This is a genomic window from Allorhizobium paknamense (assembly GCF_030815125.1).
GTDB lineage: Bacteria > Pseudomonadota > Alphaproteobacteria > Rhizobiales > Rhizobiaceae > Allorhizobium > Allorhizobium paknamense.
In genome coordinates, this window is the sequence record NZ_JAUSWH010000003.1 from 148886 (window position 1) to 163893 (window position 15008).

12 protein-coding genes are annotated in these 15008 nt (G+C 60.8%); 7 read left to right on the plus strand and 5 right to left on the minus strand.

Annotated elements, in window-relative coordinates:
* Positions 1-34: 34 nt before the first annotated feature.
* The 3 genes from QO005_RS06560 to QO005_RS06570 all read right to left on the minus strand — a co-directional run bounded on the left by QO005_RS06560 (position 35) and on the right by QO005_RS06570 (position 2511).
* Positions 35-274: a DUF4170 domain-containing protein gene (locus tag QO005_RS06560; RefSeq protein ID WP_307157199.1), complete on the minus strand. Its 240-nt coding sequence runs from the start codon at positions 272-274 to the stop codon at positions 35-37.
* A gap of 70 nt (positions 275-344) precedes the next feature.
* Entirely contained in the window at positions 345-1154 is an 810-nt protein-coding gene (locus tag QO005_RS06565; protein WP_307157200.1) for a 3'(2'),5'-bisphosphate nucleotidase CysQ, read from the minus strand.
* 10 nt (positions 1155-1164) lie between these two features.
* Entirely contained in the window at positions 1165-2511 is a 1347-nt protein-coding gene (locus QO005_RS06570; RefSeq protein WP_307157201.1) for a TldD/PmbA family protein, read from the minus strand.
* Positions 2512-2637: 126 nt separating this feature from the next.
* Here QO005_RS06570 and QO005_RS06575 point away from each other — a divergent pair, with 126 nt between their 5' ends.
* Positions 2638-4407, plus strand: a complete 1770-nt coding sequence (locus QO005_RS06575) for a monovalent cation:proton antiporter-2 (CPA2) family protein (protein ID WP_307157202.1) — start codon at positions 2638-2640, stop codon at positions 4405-4407.
* Positions 4408-4573: 166 nt separating this feature from the next.
* Here the strand turns inward: QO005_RS06575 and QO005_RS06580 are convergent, their stop codons facing one another.
* Positions 4574-5155: a PRC-barrel domain-containing protein gene (locus QO005_RS06580; protein ID WP_307157203.1), complete on the minus strand. Its 582-nt coding sequence runs from the start codon at positions 5153-5155 to the stop codon at positions 4574-4576.
* 258 nt (positions 5156-5413) lie between these two features.
* Positions 5414-6253 carry an SMP-30/gluconolactonase/LRE family protein gene (locus tag QO005_RS06585; protein ID WP_307157405.1) on the minus strand — a complete coding sequence of 280 codons (840 nt, stop codon included), beginning with the start codon at positions 6251-6253 and terminating at the stop codon, positions 5414-5416.
* 502 nt (positions 6254-6755) lie between these two features.
* On the opposite strand from QO005_RS06585, the gene QO005_RS06590 reads away from it, so the two are divergent.
* The 6 genes from QO005_RS06590 (at position 6756) to QO005_RS06615 (ending at position 14841) form a co-directional block, all read left to right on the plus strand.
* The gene (locus tag QO005_RS06590) at positions 6756-7481 is read left to right on the plus strand and encodes a LuxR family transcriptional regulator (protein WP_307157406.1); all 726 of its coding nucleotides are present in this window, start codon (positions 6756-6758) and stop codon (positions 7479-7481) included.
* 139 nt (positions 7482-7620) lie between these two features.
* Positions 7621-8802 carry a CmpA/NrtA family ABC transporter substrate-binding protein gene (locus QO005_RS06595; RefSeq protein ID WP_307157204.1) on the plus strand — a complete coding sequence of 394 codons (1182 nt, stop codon included), beginning with the start codon at positions 7621-7623 and terminating at the stop codon, positions 8800-8802.
* Between the two features lie 490 nt (positions 8803-9292).
* The gene (apbC, locus tag QO005_RS06600) at positions 9293-10408 is read left to right on the plus strand and encodes an iron-sulfur cluster carrier protein ApbC (RefSeq protein ID WP_307157205.1); all 1116 of its coding nucleotides are present in this window, start codon (positions 9293-9295) and stop codon (positions 10406-10408) included.
* Between the two features lie 444 nt (positions 10409-10852).
* On the plus strand, positions 10853-11824 hold the full coding sequence (locus QO005_RS06605; RefSeq protein ID WP_307157206.1) for a TerC family protein: 972 nt from the start codon (positions 10853-10855) through the stop codon (positions 11822-11824).
* Positions 11825-11944: 120 nt separating this feature from the next.
* On the plus strand, positions 11945-12922 hold the full coding sequence (locus QO005_RS06610; protein ID WP_370878010.1) for a magnesium transporter CorA family protein: 978 nt from the start codon (positions 11945-11947) through the stop codon (positions 12920-12922).
* Between the two features lie 17 nt (positions 12923-12939).
* Positions 12940-14841, plus strand: coding sequence for a potassium transporter Kup (locus tag QO005_RS06615; RefSeq protein WP_307157207.1), 1902 nt, complete (start codon positions 12940-12942; stop codon positions 14839-14841).
* Positions 14842-15008 lie beyond the last annotated feature (167 nt).

The window sequence follows — 15008 nt, forward strand, 5'->3', positions numbered from 1 at the left end:
TATCACCTTCAGGCTTTATCCGCACATCTTTTCATTATTTTACAACGGAGGGATCGAGCAGACGGTGCATATGGACGATGAAGTAGCGCATATGCGCATTGTCCACGGTCTGCTGGGCCTTGGCCTTCCAGGCCGTCAGCGCCGAGGCATAATCAGGAAAGATGCCGACGATGTCGAGGTCCTGAAGGTTGCGAAACTGCACGTCGTTGAGATCGCTGAGTTCGCCCCCGAACACCAGATGGAGAAGCTGTCTTTTATCGCCTGTTTCGGTCATTGTCGTCTTTTCCGCTTGTTGTCTCCCCCGGAGATTTCTCTGGGGTATTTCCAGGAAAAGGTCAACCGGTTCACGTGAGCTTGAAGCTGGAGACCAGGAGGGGAAGAAGAGGGGAAGCCCCCGCCAGCAGATGGCCGTGGCGCACGTCGGGGCGGTTATAGGAGAGAAGGTCTCCCGCGCCGTCCACCAGTGCGCCGCCCGCCCGTTCGAGAATGAGATCGGCGGCGGCAAGGTCCCAGTCGTGCGCGTTCTTCAGCACGAAGGTGGCGTCGATGCGGCCCGCTGCCACCAGCGCCAGCCGATAGGCCAGCGAGGGAATATGCGGCACCCGCACCAGCCTGTCGCGCAGGTCTTCTGGAAAGGCTTTCAAAAGCTCAGGCGGGGCGGCCACCTTCAGGCTGTCGCCTGTTTGCGGCTCCGTCACGCGGATTTCTGCGCCGTTCAGTGTCGCGGGGCCGTCAACGGTTGCGAGATAGGTTTCCTGAAGGGCGGGCGCAACCAGGGCTGCCGCCACGGGGCGGCCCTGATGCACCACGGCAACCGAAACGCACCAGGTTTGCAACCCGTTCAAAAAGGCGCGCGTGCCGTCGATCGGATCGATGACGAACAGGGTTTCGCGGCCAAGCCGTGCCGCATCGTCATCGGTTTCTTCCGAAAGCCAGCCGTAATGCGGGCGCGCCGTCAGCAGCCGCTCGGACAGCAGCCGGTTGGCGGCGTAATCGGCGGCGCTCACCGGCGAGCGGCCCTCATTCTTCCACCATACTTCCGGATCGCGCCCGAAATGTTCGAGCGCCACCTCTCCGGCGGCGCGGGCGGCCTCGGCAATCAGCGCCAGGTCGTCCTGCCAGCCGTCAGCCCTGTGTCCCGGTGCTGGGGCCACGGTCTTCTCCTTACTTTCCGGCAAGCGTCATGCCTTCCACCGCAAGCGTGGGGGCCGCGACGCCGAATTTACGGTCGATATCGCTGGCGGGTGTGACGCGCATGAACATGTCCTTGAGGTTGGAGGCGATGGTGACCTCCGAAACCGGATAGGTCAATTCGCCCTTCTCGATGCGGAAACCGGAGGCGCCCCGGCTGTAATCGCCGGTGATCATGTCCACCCCGTGACCGATCATGTCGGTGACATAAAACCCATCGCCCACCGAGGCAATCAGCTCTTCCGGGGAGATATCGCCCGGTTCCAGCGCCAGATTGGTCGAGGTGGGGGAAACGGAGGTGCCGCCGCGTGCGCCGCGTCCGTTGGTTTCCAGCCCAAGCTCGCGGGCGGCGGAGGAGGAGAGGAACCAGTGCTTCAGCACACCGTCCTCGATCATCGTCAGCTTTTGTCCCGTGATGCCTTCGCCATCGAAGGGACGCGAGGCGGAGCCACGCACCACCAGCGGATCGTCGGTGATGTTCAGCCCGGCCTTCAAAACCTGCTCGCCCATGCGGTCGCGCAGGAAGGAGGTTTTGCGCGCCACTGCCGCGCCGTTGATGGCGCCGGCGATATGCCCGACAAAGCCGCGCGCGACCCGCGGATCGAAGACCACGGTGACATTGCGCCCCGTTTCGATCTTGCGGGGGGCAAGGCGGCGGACCGCCCGCTCACCGGCGCGCCGGCCGATCTCCTCGGCACTGTCGAGGTCACCGTAATACAGGCGGCTATCGTAATCATGGTCGCGCTCCATGCCGGTGCCTTCCCCGGCAATGGCGCCTGCCGAGCGGCTGAAGCGGCTGCCGGAATAGCTGCCGGAAAACCCATGCGAGGTCACCAGCACCAGCCCGCCCATGCCCGCCGAAGCACTCGCCCCGAGCGAATTGGTGACGCCCTTGACGGCACGTGCGGCATCTTCGGCGGCAAGTGCTGCATCGCGCAATTGATCGCTGGAGACGTCCGTGGCATCGAAAAGGTCGAGATCGGGAAAGCTGCGGGCCAGCAATCGCTCGTCGGCCAGACCGGTAAAGGGATCTTCCGGCGAAACCTTCGCCATGGCGACCGCCCGTTCGGCCAGTGCCTTCAGGTCAAAGCCCGGATTGGCCGAGACCGAGGCCACCTTGCGGCCTACGAAAACCCGCAGGGAAAAATCGTCGCTTTCAGAGGATTCGGTCGACTCGACCTTGCCGAGCCGCACGCTGACGCCGCGCGAGCGGGAGCGCACCACCACCGCATCGGCCTGATCGGCGCCTGCCTTCAGGGCAAGCTCCACAAGCTGTTCGGCACGGGACAGGAGATGATCGGGGCTGATTTCAGATGACATGGCTTGGCCTTTCTCATCCTCCCCATTTATTGTGCATCAGCACCTGCATCAAGGCCGTGCGGTGATTCTCCCCGCGGGATTCGCCAGATGGCACGATATTGATGGCACGATATTGAAAGGACTGGCATGAGCGCCCCCAACCATTTTTTCGCAGAAGCGTTGATGCTGCTGGGCGGCGCCGTGGTGGCCGCGCCGCTGTTTCGCCGCTTCGGCCTCGGCACCGTGCTCGGCTATCTGGCGGCGGGCGCGCTGATCGGCCCCATCGCCCATCTGATCACCGGTGCGGAGGAAATCCTGTCGGTCGCGGAGCTTGGCGTGGTGTTCCTGCTCTTCATCATCGGGTTGGAATTGAAACCCTCGACGCTCTGGCGCATGCGCAGCGATATTTTCGTACTCGGCGGGCTGCAGGTGGTGGTGAGCGGGCTGCTTTTGATGGGGGCGGCCGTCTTTACAGGCGTCCTGGACTGGCGGGGGGCGCTGGTCGCTGGTTTCGGCCTGTCGTTGTCTTCCACCGCCTTTGCGCTGCAAATCCTCAACGACCGCAATGACCGAAACAGCCGCTATGGCCAGCGCAGCTTTTCGATTCTGCTATTTCAGGATCTTGCCATCGTGCCGCTGCTGGCGATGATTTCCATCCTCGCCAGTCAGGCGCAGCCAAGCCCGGCGGCGGCGTGGCGGGATATCGGCGTGGCGCTGGCCGCCGTCGCGGCCATGATTCTCGCCGGGCGTTACCTGCTCAATCCGCTGTTCCAGATCATTGCGCGCACAGGCGCGCGCGAGGTCATGATTGCAGCCGCCCTGTTCATCGTTCTTGGGTCGGCGCTGCTGATGCAGGTGGTCGGTCTTTCCATGGCCATGGGCGCGTTTCTATCCGGCGTCATGCTGGCCGAATCCTCCTACCGCCATGAGCTGGAAACGGATATCGAGCCCTTTCGCGGCATTCTCCAGGCGCTGTTTTTCATGGCGGTGGGGCTTTCGGTCCAGTTCGATATCATCCTCGCCAATCTCGGTGTGCTGCTGGCGGCGGTGCCGGCGGTCATGCTGATCAAGGGCCTCAGCATCTATGCGCTCTGCCGGATCGGCGGCTCGCCCCATAATGACGCCATCCGCATCGCCACCCTTCTGCCGCAGGGCGGCGAGTTTGGTTTCGTGCTGTTCACCACGGCCACCGGGGTCAGCATTTTTTCAGGCGCGACCGCCTCTCTGCTGATTTCGGTTGTGACGCTGACCATGGCGCTGACGCCGGTGGTGGCGGCGCTTTCCTCGCGCTTTCTCTCCGGTGAAGACCATGAGGAACTGGATGAGGATTTCGACGGCGCTGGCTCCGATATCCTGATGATCGGTTTTTCCCGTTTCGGCCAGATCGCAGCGCAGATCCTGCTGGCCAGTGGCCGTGACGTGACGATCATTGATGATTCCGCCGATCGTGTGCGCCAGGCCGCGTCCTTCGGCTTCCGCATCTATTTCGGCGATGGCGGCAGGCTGGATATCTTGCGGGCTGCCGGCATTGAAAAGGCCAAGATCGTCGCCGTGTGCACCCATAACCGGGTGATCACCGACCGGATCGTTGATCTCATTCGCAGCGAATATCCGAATGTGCGGCTGTTCGTGCGCTCCTATGACCGCGTGCACAGCCTGGCGCTCAGGGAGCGCAATGTCGAATACGAACTGCGCGAGACGCTGGAATCGGGTCTTGTTTTCGGTAGGCAGGCCATCCAGGCGCTCGGCGTGGATGAAGATACGGCGGAAGCCATCACGGCCGATATTCGCCGCCGCGATGAGGAAAGGTTGCAGATCCAGGCCGTCGAAGGTGTCAGGGCAGGCAGCCACATGCTGTTCAACCGTCCGGTCCTGCAACCGGAACCGCTGGTCAAGCCCAAGCGAAATGAGGGATGAAGAATAAAGGAAGGGGGCGGCTTCCGGGGAGAGCCGCCCCCTGCGCAAGCTGGAGATCAATCCTGCTTACTTACGACACGAACGTCATATCACGTCTTTGTGACTATATTGTTTCCGTGGTTCCGGCTGGAAAGCCCGTTCCCACTTTTTCTGGAAACGCTCAGCTTTACTGCTTTGTCGTCGAAGACGTGGTGCTACCGTCACGCTGATTTTCCAGCGTCTTGAATTCCGGTGCCGACTTCAGCGCATCTGCCGTTTCCATCGTGGTCAGACGCACTTTGGTGGCGTCCTGCCCGTCACGCGTCACGTTGATCTTGTCCATCGGCATGGCGACATCCTTCTGGCCCATGCCCAGGAAACCGCCAACACCCACTACGACAGCCACGACGCCGCCGTTCTGCTGCAGGATGAGGTCGTTCACCTCACCAATGCTCTTGTTGTCGGAGGTGTAGACATTCTGGCCAATGAAGTTGGACGCGGCGAGCTGGTCGGCACCCTGCTGGGTGATGTAGGTGCCGCTGGCGGCGGTGGTGCCCGGCGCTGCCGGAGTAGCACCCGTCGCACCCGGGGTGGCGGGCGTCATGTTGCCGCTACCGCTGCCGGTGGTGCCCATGGTGCCGGTGTTCGGGGCGCCAGTCGCACCGGTGCCTGCTGCGCCTGTGCCAGCGCCCTGGGCGAAAGCCATCGGGGCGAGCGCGGTGGTGCCTGCCAGAACTGCTGCTGCGATGACGTTAAGCGACTTTTTCATCTCGAACCTACCTTTTCATATGTTGAGTGAGTAACGCGAAGCCAAGTGGCTGGCCGCCGCGTCGGTTCGAAAACAAAATGCCTGAGAAAGAGGCTGGTTCCTAAAAAAACATGCAATTTATTTTTGCATTTGGCCGGAACCCTGGGCAACCTGCAAGGGTTAGGGCGCGGATGCGCGCAAGAGCGTTATAACTCTTGCGCGCCTTATTGCTTTGTTCATACATCCATCCGGCAGAGATGGCTTTATCTTTTGGCTTTTTCAGAGGCGAAAGGCCGCGTCGTGCCGCCCCTCTACTTTTACCGACAGTAGAAATACCTTGCCACCATGCGGATCTGCTTCCAGCCCGGCTGCGTCCAGGCCTTCCGTCGCTGAGGTCACCAGCAATTGCGAGGCATCCCGCCCGATAAACGCCGGGCAGGTCGATTGGGCCGCCGGAACGCGGTAGCGGGCCAGATGCTGTCCGGTTGCGTCATAATGATCGACCGCGCCCACGCCCCACCGGGCATTCCAGATCCCGCCCCGGGCATCGCAGACGGACCCGTCGATGCCGCCGTCCTGTCCGGTGCCGTCGATATGCACGTCCGGCTGCCCGAGCGGCAGACCTGTCTGCGGATCGAGCGCCACCTTCATCATCTTATTGACCCTTGTGTCGACGAAATAGCCGATGCTGCCGTCCGGCGAGAAGCAGATGGAGTTGGGAATGCTGAGGCTTTCGAACAGCCGTGTGACCTTCGTTCCCGCCACATGATAGATGGCGCCCGCTCCATCCTCGGCGCTGCGGCCCATGGTGCCGATCCACAACGCGCCGCACGGATGCACGCGTCCGTCATTGGAGCGATTGCCCGGCTTGTCGGCTTCCAGCGGCGCGTGGAGCGACAATGCGCCGCTGGCGCGGTCACGCAGGAACAGGCCCTCATCCGAGGCCAGCAACTGACGGCCATCCTCAAGCCGCGCCAGCACGCTGGCCATGAAAGGCAGGCCGTGCGCCCTGATCTCGCCGCTGCCCAGTTCATATTCATAGAGCGTGCGTCCCAGAATATCGAACCAGAAGGCGGTATCGGTCGCGGCATCATATGTCGGGCCTTCGCCCAGATGCATGCGCGCCACCGGCAGGATCGTTCCGTCGAAAGACTGTTCCAAAATACTTCTCCCTGATGAAATTGCGCCGCGGACAAGGCCGGTGACCGGCTGTCCTTGCGACGGTTGCGAACCGTTTCCGCTGTCATGCACCACGGTCATGGTTTGGTGCAATGGGGGCGATATTTTCCCTTTTTGCAAGCGTCAGGCGCCGGTGTTGGTGAGAGGCAAGTGAGACTTTGCTAAACGCCTGCCGAATACCGGCAATGCAAAGCTGTCATTGCAACTTCCGGCTTTTTTCTGTATCGGCCACAGCCATCTGAAGCATTATTGCGCTTTTTTACTCGGGTGCAGGATATTTCGTGGAAAGATCGGGTGTGACAGCCAGACCTGCTAAGGTTATGGTGCTCATCCGCTGTCTTTCAACAAGCGACAGATTGCGGAACAGATATTTACGACAAAGACAGGATTGAGCAGGCGAATGGGTGACGATCTTATCAGCGCACCGCTACCCGTCGAGCAGATGAAAGCGCGCCTGGATGCCGTGGAAGGTTTCATCAAGGAACTTGGCCTGTCGCGCACGCAATTCGATGTCTTTCGTCTGATGAAACGGGTGACGGATTATTTTTCCGCACGCGTCTTCATGGTGATGAACATGCCGCCGGTCGGCTCTCCGACCCTTGCCGCCAGTTCGGTCATCACCAACTGGCCGGCGGAAATGCTGAGTGAATACGACAGTCACAACCTTCTTCTGTCCAGTCCGGTCTTCGAACGCCTGCGCAGCGTATCCGTTCCCTTTGCCTTCGACATGATGGCGGTGGCGCGGGAGCGGGACGCGAAAACCTCGGAAATCACCAAATCGCTGTTTTCCCGCTTCAACATGCCAAGGGGCGGGTGCTTTCCCGTCTGTGACGGCGCGGGCAATCGCGGCATCGTCACCTGGACGGGCGACATGCCGGCGTTTTCAACGCCGGACATGATGGCGCTCAATTATCTTTCCGCCCATATCTTCAACCGGCTGGCGGAAATTCGCGACATGGATGCCCGCGTAACCGAAACGCTTACCGAACGCGAGATCGAGTGCCTGAACTGGACGGCTGCGGGCAAGACCTCCATCGAAATTTCCGAAATCATGGGCCTGTCCGAACATACCATCAATCACTATCTCAACCGCGCCACCAAGAAACTCGATACCGTCAACCGCACGCAGGCCGTGGCAAAAGCGCTCAGGCTGGGGTTGATCAAGTAGATGGCTGGCAGGACGCCTTGCTCCCCGACCTGATTTCAGTCAAAACTGTTTTCAAGGTGATTCCAACGGCTTGGTGCTTTCTTGCGATATAGGCCTGTGTCCTGGGTGATGCTTTTCCGCTGGAAGGCGCGGAGCCGTCATGGCTGAGCGGCAGCAGATCACCCTCGGCTATGTGCCGCTGATCGACAGCGCCGCCCTCATCATTGCCCGTGAAAAGGGCTTTGCCGGCGATGAGGGCATCGATCTTCGCCTGAAACGGGAAATCTCCTGGCAAACCATCCGTGACCGCGTCGCCGTGGGCCATTTCGAAGGGGCGCTGATGCAGGCCCCCATGCCGGTGGCGGCAGCGCTCGGGCTCGATCCCGTGCCCTCGGCGCTCATGACGCCTCTGGTTCTGTCGCTGGGGGGCGGCGGCATTGCCGTTTCCAAGCCGCTTTATCATGCCATGCTGGATGAGGGCCTGTCGCTAGCCGATCTTCAGCCGGAACGGGTCGGGACCGCTTTCAAGACCGTGACCGACAAACGCCGCCGCCGCACCCTGCCGCCGCTGCGGCTTGCGGTCGCGCATATCCATTCCAGCCAGGCCTATCAATTGCTCTACTGGCTGGCAGCCTGCGACATTCGGCCGGGCCGGGATGTCGAACTGGTGGAACTGCCCTCGCTTTTGATGGTGGATGCACTCGCCACCGACAAGATCGACGGCTTCACAGCCAGCGAACCCTGGCTCAGCGTTGCCGTGGACCGGGATATCGGCAGGCTGGCTTTGGCCGACAGCATGATCTGGCAAGGCGGCCCGGACAAGGTGCTGGGCCTGTCCGCAAGCTGGGCTGAGGCGCATCCGCAAGCCACCGATGCACTGCTGCGGGCCTGCTACCGGGCGGGCGAGTGGTGCGCCAATCCGGCCAATCTGGAAGAACTTGCAGCCATTCTCTCCGCCCCGCACCATCTCGGCGTCGAAGCCCGGCTCATCACGCCGTCTCTCACCGGCCAGCTCAGTCTTGCGCCCGGTGTCCACGCCTTCATTGCCGATTTTCTGGTGCTCGACCCGCCGCTCACTGGTTTTCCCTGGCAAAGTTACGGGCTGTGGTTTTACACCCAGATGATTCGCTGGGGCCATGCGCGGTTCGACCCGGGCGCTGTGCAAGGCGTTCGCGATTGCTATCGTACCGATCTCTATCGCCGGGCGCTCCGCCCGATCTTCGCACCTTTGCCGCAGGGCGATCTCAGGCGCGAAGATTATAACGAACGCCATGGTGCCGGTTTTTTCGATGCCCGGGTCTTCGATCCGGAGGCGTTCGAGGCCTATCTGGAAAATCCTTAAGATCATCGGTCAAAAACCGGTCGTTTTGCCCATGGGTTGGGCACGCTATGGAATTCTGTTTCAAAATACCCCTGATATTTATGGTATTTGAAGGTGTAGGGTTTCTCCGTGATCTGAAAGATGATGGAAAATTCCCTCGAAAATACGGGTATTTGCTGCACTCATGCCCGAAACTGCCATCGATGCGCTGCCATCTGGCACGTTTCCTGCTTTCTCGTTCTACAAAACAAGGTCCAGAGGGGGCCACGGGAAGGGCGCGACAAGACGCCTCGTCCAAAAAAGCCGTTCGGCAGAGACTGCCGGACGGCTTTTCTGTTGGTTGCGACTGTTCACGGAGGGTACGGCGCCCGTCCGTGCCCCTTCCGTTTTCCGCCCGAACACCTTATCTCAGCGACAAGAGCAGGCGCCTGCGATCCGGCAGGCTCCTTTTTTCATTCTGTTTGTCCGGCGGCGTTTTCCGCCTGCCCCGGCAGACGCGAGGATTTGATCCATGGCGCTTGATAAAAACACTGTGCTGGCGGCCCTGAAGACGGTGCGCGGCCCGGACCTTTCCGGGAATATCGTGGAGGATGGCCTGGTGTCGGATGTCTTCATTTCCGACGGCAAGGTCTATTTTTCCCTGAACGTCCCCGCCGAACGCGCCCGCGAACTCGAACCGATGCGGCAGGCAGCGGAACGGGTCGTCAAGGCCATTCCCGGTGTGAAGGGTGCTCTGGTCAGTCTGACAGCAGAGCGAAAGGCGAGCCCGTCCCAACCCGCGTCGCGGCCTCAGCCGCAGCCTTCAGCCGCCTCACGGCCCACCAAGGCCGGTGTGCCCGGCATCAAGACGATCATTGCCGTTGCCTCCGGCAAAGGCGGTGTCGGCAAATCCACGACGGCGGTCAATCTGGCTCTCGCTCTCAAGGCCATCGGGCTGAAGGTCGGCATTCTCGATGCCGATGTCTATGGTCCATCCATGCCGCGCCTGCTCGGGATTTCGGGCCGTCCCGAACAGATCGATGGCCGGTTGATCAAGCCCATGGAGAAATACGGCATCAAGGCCATGTCCATGGGGTTTCTGGTGGACGAGGGCACGGCCATGATCTGGCGTGGCCCGATGGTGCAATCGGCGCTGCTGCAGATGTTGCGGGAAGTGGCCTGGGGTGAGCTTGATGCCCTGGTGGTGGACATGCCGCCCGGCACCGGCGATGCGCAACTGACCATGGCCCAGCAGGTGCCGCTGACCGGGGCGGTGATCGTCTCCACGCCGCAGGATCTGGCGCTGATCGATGCCCGCAAGGGCATTGCCATGTTCAAGAAGGTGGAAGTGCCCGTCCTCGGCATCATCGAAAACATGAGCTATTTCATCGCCCCCGATACGGGCGCGCGCTACGATATTTTCGGCCATGGCGGCGCCCGCAAGGAGGCTGCGGCCATTTCCGCGCCCTTCCTGGGCGAAGTGCCGCTGACCATGTCGATCCGCGAGCATTCCGATGCCGGCACGCCGGTGGTGGTGGCCGAGCCGGAAGGTCCGCAGGCCGCCGTCTACAAAGAGATTGCAACGGCGCTCTGGCAGCAGATCGGCACGGCGCCCGGCAGACAGGCGCCAACGATCGTCTTCGAATAAAGGTTTTTACGCATTTCCGGACGGAAAACCGGATTCCGGTTTAAGGAATTATGCAGTAAAGAGCCGCCGCGATCCGGTTTGACCGGACCGCGGCGGCGCCGCCAACGTGTAGGGTTCTTCGGCGGGATGAAAGCTGCCGGGAAGCCGGTTTCGACGCATCAAGCCCACAGCGGCGAAAGCGGTCCCACCCAGACCGGGGCGCTTGCGCCATGCTCCAGTCTCGGATTGCAACGACGCCATAATGCCACAAAAAGATGCAGTCGCATTGACCGAAATCAAATCCACTCACAGTTGGTGACGCACCCTTGAATTTTCCGTGAGCCTGCGGCATATCGCTGTCACGCACGCAATGGTGCGCAACTGCGGGCCCCTCTGGCGGGAAAATTCGGCTTTCCCGTGATGTCGGAGTTGTTGTGATCGACAACGCCGAAGAGTTGACCAATCATGGAATGGATCACTGCTGATTTTCTCGGTCAGCCACTGTGGATGTGGCTTGGCTTTCTCACTTTCGTCTTCATCCTGCTCGTTATCGACCTTGGCCTGCTGAGCGCCAAGTCGCGCCATATCAGTGTCGCGCAGAGCATGAAGCTTTCCGCCTTTTATATTGCCATGGGCATCGCCTTCGGCGGCTTCATCTGGTGGCGCATGGGCCATGAAGCGGCCGTGCTCTATCTCACCGGTTATGTGGTGGAAGAGAGCCTTTCGCTCGACAATATCTTCGTCATCGCCCTGATCTTCGGCTATTTCAAGATTCCCCAGCATCTCCAGCATCGCGCCCTGGTCTATGGCATTATCGGCGTGGTGGTGTTGCGCGGCATCATGGTGGCGGCGGGCACGGCCATTGTCGACCAGTTCCACTGGGTTCTCTATGTTTTTGCCGCCTTCCTGGTCTATACGGGCATCAAGATGCTGCTGTCGGCGGAGGAAGAATATGATGTGGCGGGCAACCCCATCCTGCGCTTCCTGCACCGCCACCTGCCGATCACCGAAGACCTGCACGGGGAAAAATTCTTCGTGCGTCTGCCCCAGCCTGGCGATGCGGTGGGCAAGCCGAAGCTCTTCGCCACACCGCTGTTCCTGGCCCTGGTGATGGTGGAATTTGCCGATGTCATCTTTGCGGTGGACAGTGTTCCGGCGATTTTCTCGATCACCACGGATCCTTATCTGGTCTTCACTTCGAATATCGCCGCCATTCTCGGCCTGCGCGCGCTTTATTTTGCCCTTTCGGCCATGCTGGAACGCTTTGTTCTGTTGAAATACGCGCTTTCGGCGGTGCTGATCTTCATCGGCGGCAAGATTCTGGCGGGTGAAATGCTGGGGCTGGGCAAGATGCCGCCGCTGGTTTCGCTCGTAATTACCCTTGCCATCCTGTCGGCAGGTGTTATTGGTTCGCTGCTGAAGACCAAAGCGCGCTGACGCGTGAGCACCTGAGACAGGCGTGAAGCGGGTGCCGTTCGGAAAGATCTGAAAACAACAGCAGGAGCGTTTCTGAAACTGGGGGCGCTCCCGCCGAAAGCGGACGAAGGTATCGGATATTTGATCAGGGCGTACAGGTGTGACGGGACCGCGGGGATCCTTCTGCCCAGCGAAGCGCCGGACAGGCTGGACGATGCGATTGTGTGGATCGATCTCGTTCATCCGGACAAGACCGAGGAAAGGCTTGTGGAAGGGCTTCTCGGCATGCCTCTTCCAACCCGCGAGGATTTGAAGGACATCGAACCCTCAAGCCGACTCTATGTGGATGATCATGGCGTTTACATGACCGCTTCCCTGATCTGCAAGGCCGATAGCGACCTGCCGGTATTGGCCGATGTGGCCTTTATTCTGGGCGGCAACCGGCTGATTACGGTGCGTTACGCCGAACCCCGCTCCTTCGATCTGTTTACCGCAGCCCTTGGCCGCAGCAAGGCCGGCTATCATTGCGGCGCGGCCGTCTTGGCCGGGCTTCTGGAAACGGTCGCGGACCGGACGGCGGAAATCCTGGAAATGGCCGGCGCCCGGCTCGACCGGCTGGCCAGTGAAATCTTCCTGGACCGCCGGGCCGCCAAGAAGCGTCCGGCCCGGCAGCTGGAAGACAAGCTTCTCGACATTGCCGGTTTCCAGCGCCTCGTCAGCAAAACCCGTGACAGCCTCGTCTCGCTGTCGCGGCTGGTGGGCTTCGTCCTGTCCGTGGAGCCGCTGCGCCGCCATGAAGAGGCATCGGCCCTCTGTCACGTCGTGGCGCATGATGTTCAGTCGCTGTCGGAACATGCGGCTTTTGTCGGCAACAATATCAGTTTCATGCTGGATGCTTCGCTCGGCCTGATCAATGTCGAGCAGAACGCCATCATCAAGATTTTTTCCATCGCCTCCGTGGTGTTTCTGCCGCCGACGCTGGTGGCCTCCGTTTACGGCATGAATTTCAAGCTCATGCCTGAGCTGGACTGGAGCCTGGGCTATCCCTTCGCGCTCTTTGCCATGGCCCTGTCCGCTGTCATTCCCTTCCTGTTTTTCCGTTGGAAAGGCTGGCTCTGAAGAGCCTGTATCGATCGATGTCCCAGGAAACCTCCCATACGCCCGAAGCCAAAAAGGACCTGCGCAGCTTCCTGCTCTTGGCGCTCGGCTCCGTCGGCGTCGTTTATGGCGATATCGGCACCAGCCCGCTTTACGCCTTTCGCGAAGCGCTGAAGCCGATTTCCCATGATGGCATCACCCGTTTCGAAGTCATCGGGCTGACCTCGCTGATCGTCTGGACGCTGACGATCATCGTCACCCTGAAATATGTGCTGTTCCTGCTGCGCGCCGACAATGACGGCGAAGGCGGCACGCTGTCGCTCCTGGCGCTGCTTTCCAAATCGGCGGGCAAGCATACGGTGGTGCTGATGGTGCTAGGCCTTGTGGGTGCGGCACTTTTCCTCGGCGATGCGATGATCACGCCCGCGCTCTCGGTTCTCTCGGCGGTGGAAGGTCTCAAGCTCGTCGCCCCGCATGCGGGCGGCTTCATCGTGCCGATTTCCGTGGTCATCCTGATTGCGCTCTTCGTCGTGCAGTCGCGCGGCACGGAGACGGTGGCGAATTTCTTCGGCCCGATCACCGCCGTCTGGTTCATCGTGATGGCGGCGGGCGGCATTTCCCATATCTTCGACGATCCGGCGATCTTCCGCGCCTTCAACCCCATCCACGCCGTGACCTTCCTGTTTCAGGAAAAATTCCTCGGCTTCGTGGTGCTGGGCTCGGTATTCCTGACGGTGACGGGGGCCGAGGCGCTCTATGCCGATCTTGGCCATTTCGGCCGCCGCCCCATCCAGTGGGCCTGGTTCGTGCTGGTCTTTCCGGCGCTGGTGCTGAACTATCTGGGGCAGGGGGCGCTGGTGCTGAAGGATCCGCAATTTGCGTCCGATCCGTTCTACCTGATGTTCCCGAGCTGGGCGATCCTGCCGGTGGTGATTCTCGCCACCGCCGCCACCGTCATCGCCAGCCAGGCGGTGATCACCGGCGCCTTTTCCATGGTGCGTCAGGCCATCCATCTCGGCTTCCTGCCGCGTATGGAAATCCTCTTCACCTCGGAAACCCATACCGGCCAGATCTACCTGCCGTCGGTCAACACGCTGCTGCTCATCGGCGTTCTCGGCCTTGTGCTGCTGTTCGAAAGCTCGGATGCGCTGGCAACCGCCTACGGTATCTCGGTCACCGGCGCCATGGTGGTCACCACCATCATGGCCTTCGAATTCGTGCGGGTGAAGTGGAAATGGTCGGTGCTGCTGGCGCTGCTGCTGCTGACGCCGCTTCTGGCGCTGGAAATGGTGTTCCTGGGCGCAAACCTTTTGAAAATCCACGATGGCGGCTATATTCCGGTGCTGTTTGCCGCAGGCTTCACCATCGTGATGTGGACGTGGCGGCGCGGCACGGCGATCCTCTTCGCCAAGACCCGCCATGCCGATATTCCGCTGTCCTCCTTCATTCCCTCGATCGAGCGCAAGAGCGATCATGCGCCGGTCTCTGTGCCCGGGACGGCGATCTTCCTGACCAGCGACCCGGAAACCGCACCGGCGGCGCTGTTGCACAATCTCAAGCACAATCATGTTCTGCATGAAAAGAACATCATCCTGACCATCAAGACGGTGAACCGCCCGCGCGCCAGCGAGGCCGAGCGTTTTGTGGCCGAAAGCTTGTCGGAACGCTTTTCGCGGGTGGAGATCCGCTTCGGCTACATGGAGCAGCAGAACGTCTCGCAGGCGCTGGCGAAACTCAGGAAGGGCGGGCTGAAATTCGACATCATGTCCACCTCCTTCTATCTGGGCCGCCGCAAGCTGGTGCCCGATGCCAAGGCCGGCATGCCCAACTGGCAGGACAGGCTGTTCATCGCGCTCGCCAACTCCGCCGCCGATCCGTCGGACTATTTCCGTCTGCCGGCAAACCGCGTTGTGGAACTGGGAAGCCACGTCATCATCTGACGGCCTGAAAGACGGGATTTCCGGGATTCTCCCGGAGATTCCCGCCTGCCCGGCGCGCGAAATTGGCGCAGCTTTCAGCACTTAAACCGATTTTGACCGTTAAGGGTTTGATTCTAAAAAGTTAATTTGTGGTGAGCAATCGTCCGGTTGCGCTTGACTATATGAGG